The following is a 3572-nucleotide window of genomic DNA, read 5'->3' on the forward strand; positions in this document are numbered from 1 at the left end:
GGGGAGGGTGGTGGTCCAGAGGGAGCGGCCGGCGCGGTCGCGGAGGTGGACGGTGAAGGCGCCGGAGTCGCCGTCGATGTGCACCTCGCCGAAGTGCTGGAAGCCCTCGGCCGGCGAGGTGTTCGCCCGGGGCGGGGCGTTGACGAAGACGGCCCTCGGGCCGAAGGTGCCGTCCAGGGCGTTCGGGCCGAACGCGCCGGCGTGCGCGGGACCGGAGACGAACTCCCAGAACGGGGTGAAGTCGCCGACCGCCGCCCGCGCCGGGTCGTAGTGGTGCGCGGCGGTGTAGTGCACGTCGGCGGTGAGGAAGACGATCCCGGTCACCCCGGCCCGGTGCGCCGCGCCGAGCACCTGCGCGATCTCCAGTTCCCGGCCGGCCGGCGCGCCCGGGTCGCCCTGCGCCACCCCCTCCTGGGCGGCCGGCCCGTCCGGCACGACCAGTCCGATCGGCAGATCGGCGGCGATCACCTTCCAGGTGGCCCGGGACCGGGTCAGCTCCCGGACCAGCCACTCCCGCTGCTCACGGCCGAGCAGGCCGCGGCCCGGGTCGGCGTACGTGTTGCCGTCGTTCGGGTCCTTGTACGTCCGCATGTCCAGCACGAACACGTCCAGCAGCGGGCCGTACGACAGCCGCCGGTACAGCGGCCCGCGCGTCGGGGTGGGCAGCCACTCGTCGAACGCCTGCCGCGCCCGGGCGGCGAGCACGTCCACCCGCCGCTCGGTGTACCGGGCGTCGGTCAGCACCTCGCCCGGGTACCAGTTGTTGGTGACCTCGTGGTCGTCCCACTGGTTGATCTGCGGCACCTCGGCGACGAAGGCGCGCAGGTGCTCGTCGAGCAGGTTGTACGCGAACTGCCCCCGGTACTCGGCCAGCGTCTCGGCCACCTTGGTCTTCTCCGGGGTGACGAGGTTGCGCCAGATCCGCCCGTCGGGCAGGGTCACCGACTCGGCGAGCGGGCCGTCGGCGTAGACGGTGTCCCCGCTGCACAGGAAGAAGTCCGGCCGGGCCGCCCGCATGGCCTGGAAGATCGCCATCCCGCCGAACTCCGGCGCGATGCCCCAGCCCTGCCCGGCGATGTCGCCGGTCCAGACGAAGCGGACGTCCCGCCGGTCGTGCCGCCTCGGCGCGGTGGTCAGTTCGCCGGTCAGCGGCGCGCTGCACAGCCCGGGCCGGTCCAGGCTCTCCACCCGGACGCGATAGTGCAGCCGCTCCCCGCCGGGCAGCCCGCGCAGCCGAACCTTGCCGGTGAAGTCGCCGGTGGGGTCGAGCACCGGCCCGCGGACCCGCCGCGCGCCCCGGAAGTCCGCCCGGCGGCTCACCTCCACCAGCATCCGCCCCGGCCGGTCGGCACGGGTCCACACCAGCGCCGAGTCCGCGGTCGCGTCGCCGCTCTGCACCCCGTGGGTCAGCAGCGGCCGTCCGGTCGGCCGCCACGCCGGGGCGGCCATCGCGCCGGCCGCGTCGCTCAGGCCACTCGCGGCGGTGGCACCGGTCGCGCCGAGGAGGGCGCCGCCGGCCACTCCCGCGCCGGCGAGCAGGCCGGCCCGCAGCAGCGTACGTCGATCAAGTTCGGTCATCGTTCCTCCCGGTTCGGGGACTGGTCCCGTCGGTCTACCGGGCCGATGTGACCGGCGGCGGGGACCCCGGTGACGCCGGCGGGAACGGCGGCTGACCGGGCGGCATGATCGGCGTCACAGGGCCGGGCCGTCACGCCGGCTCCCGCCGCCCCGTCGTCCGGGTGTCGAACACCGATCCAGGGAGGTTGTCATGCAGCGGATGAACGCGGTCGAGGTGGCTCCGGAGGCGTACCACGCCGTGCTGGGGCTGGAGAAGTACGTCCGGGCGAACGTCGAGCACACCGTGCTGGAACTGGTGAAGCTCCGGGCTTCGATGCTGAACGGCTGCGCGTACTGCGTCGACATGCACAGCCGGGACGCGCTCGCGGCGGGCGAGTCGAGCCGGCGGCTCTTCGCGGTGGCCGCCTGGCGGGAGGCGCCCTTCTTCGACGAGCGGGAGCGGACCGCGCTGGCGCTCACCGACGCGGTCACCCGGCTCGGCGAGCACGGCGTGCCCGACGAGGTGTGGGACGCGGCCGCCGCGGTGTGGCAGGAGAAGGAGCTGGCCGACCTGCTGATGGCGATCGTCACGATCAACGTGTGGAACCGGATCGCGGTGACCTGCCGGACGACGTTGCCGGCGGAGGTGTGACCGCGAGCGGGTGAGGCGGCCCGGTGGCCGGCGCGGAGCCCGCGCCGGCCGCCGGCGGTTGAGTCGGTGGCCCCGGAGGAGTCAGTCCAGTTCGGGGAACCAGAGCGCGATCTCGCGCTTGGCGCTGTCCGTCGAGTCGGAGGCGTGCACCAGGTTCTCCCGGTTGGACAGCGAGAAGTCACCGCGGATGGTGCCGGCCGCCGCCCGGCGCCCGTCGGTCGACCCGACCAGGCCGCGCACCACGTCGATGACCTGGTCACCGGAGAGCACCAGGGCGACCAGCGGACCGCCGGTCATGAAGTCCTTCAGCGGCGGGTAGAACGGCTTGTCGACGTGCTCGGCGTAGTGCTCGTCGGCCAGCGCCGGGGCCATCGTGCGGGAGACCATCGCGTCGATCCGCAGCCCCTTGCGCTCGAAGCGGGAGATGACCTCGCCGACCAGCCCGCGGCGGACCGCGTCCGGCTTGATCAGTACGAGGGTGCGCTCGGCCGGGCTGCTGCTGGACACGCTGGGTTCCTCCTGTGCGCGGGAGAGGGTCTGGCTGGGTACGGTCAGCCTAGCGACCCGGTCCCGGCGCCGGCGGGGCGGCACGGTCTTTCCCCCGGCGGCCGATCCGGCCTAGCCTGGCCCTTGACCCCCGGGAGGTCCACTGTGGCGAATGGCGGAAACAGACCCATCGCGCCGGTACGCAAGCTGATCGGCGCGGTGCTGGGCACCGTGGCCACCTTCGTCATTCTCTTCGGCCTGGGCATGACCAGTTGGGCGATCGTGGCGCTCGGGACGGCCCTGCTGGTGCTGGCGATCGCACTGGCCACCGTGCGCGGCGGCGGGCGCACCTGGGTGGTCGGGGTGGGCCACGTGCACAGCGCCTCCGAGCCCCCCACCCAGTACGCCTTCGGCCGCTGTGAGCTGCAGCTGGTGATCGACGCGCCGGGGCTACCGCCCCGGTCCAAGAAGATCATCGAGCCACGGGTGCCGGTCGCCAAGTGGCCGTCGCTGGGGCAGACCCTGCCGATCCGGGTGGCGCTGGACGATCAGCGGCACGTCAAGGTGCTCTGGGACGAGGTGCCCACCCACGCCGAGACCGCGGCCGCCGTCGCCGACCTCCCTCCCGAGTACGCCGGCGCCGAGCCCGTGGACGAGGTGCTGATCCAGCAGGAGGCTCCGCCGTGGGCCGGCCGGGCGCCGGAGGACGACTTCCGGGACCCGCCCGGCCCGGATCCGCTCGGCGACCGGGGCGGGCGGCCGGAGGAACGGGAACCGGTGGTGGTGCGCCAGCGTCCCGGCCGTCCGGTCGTGCTGGAGGGCACGCTCGTCGAACCGCCGGCCACCAGCACCCTGCCCCGCCGGGCCACCCCGAACC

The 3572-nt window shown here is 74.2% G+C and carries 3 protein-coding genes and 1 pseudogene; 2 read left to right on the plus strand and 2 right to left on the minus strand.

Annotated features, from left to right (window positions below):
- A partial coding sequence (locus tag C1I99_RS30450; protein ID WP_111137609.1) for an alkaline phosphatase D family protein occupies positions 1-1578 on the minus strand: 1578 nt, incomplete at its 3' end.
- Between the two features lie 199 nt (positions 1579-1777).
- Here C1I99_RS30450 and C1I99_RS30455 point away from each other — a divergent pair.
- Entirely contained in the window at positions 1778-2209 is a 432-nt protein-coding gene (locus C1I99_RS30455; protein WP_438941467.1) for a carboxymuconolactone decarboxylase family protein, read from the plus strand.
- 81 nt (positions 2210-2290) lie between these two features.
- Here C1I99_RS30455 and ndk read toward each other — a convergent pair whose 3' ends face one another.
- Entirely contained in the window at positions 2291-2716 is a 426-nt protein-coding gene (gene ndk / locus C1I99_RS30460; protein WP_111137611.1) for a nucleoside-diphosphate kinase, read from the minus strand.
- Positions 2717-2860: 144 nt separating this feature from the next.
- On the opposite strand from ndk, the pseudogene C1I99_RS30465 reads away from it, so the two are divergent.
- Positions 2861-3572: pseudogene (locus C1I99_RS30465) on the plus strand (glyoxalase/bleomycin resistance/dioxygenase family protein); the annotation flags it as partial.

Origin of the sequence: Micromonospora deserti (genome assembly GCF_003236335.1) — a bacterium.
GTDB lineage: Bacteria > Actinomycetota > Actinomycetes > Mycobacteriales > Micromonosporaceae > Micromonospora > Micromonospora deserti.

Bases quoted from the DNA above. Each gene is read 5' to 3' on its own strand.
- C1I99_RS30455 (WP_438941467.1), top strand. From the start codon at position 1,778: ATGAACGCGGTCGAGGTGGCTCCGGAGGCGTACCACGCCGTGCTGGGG.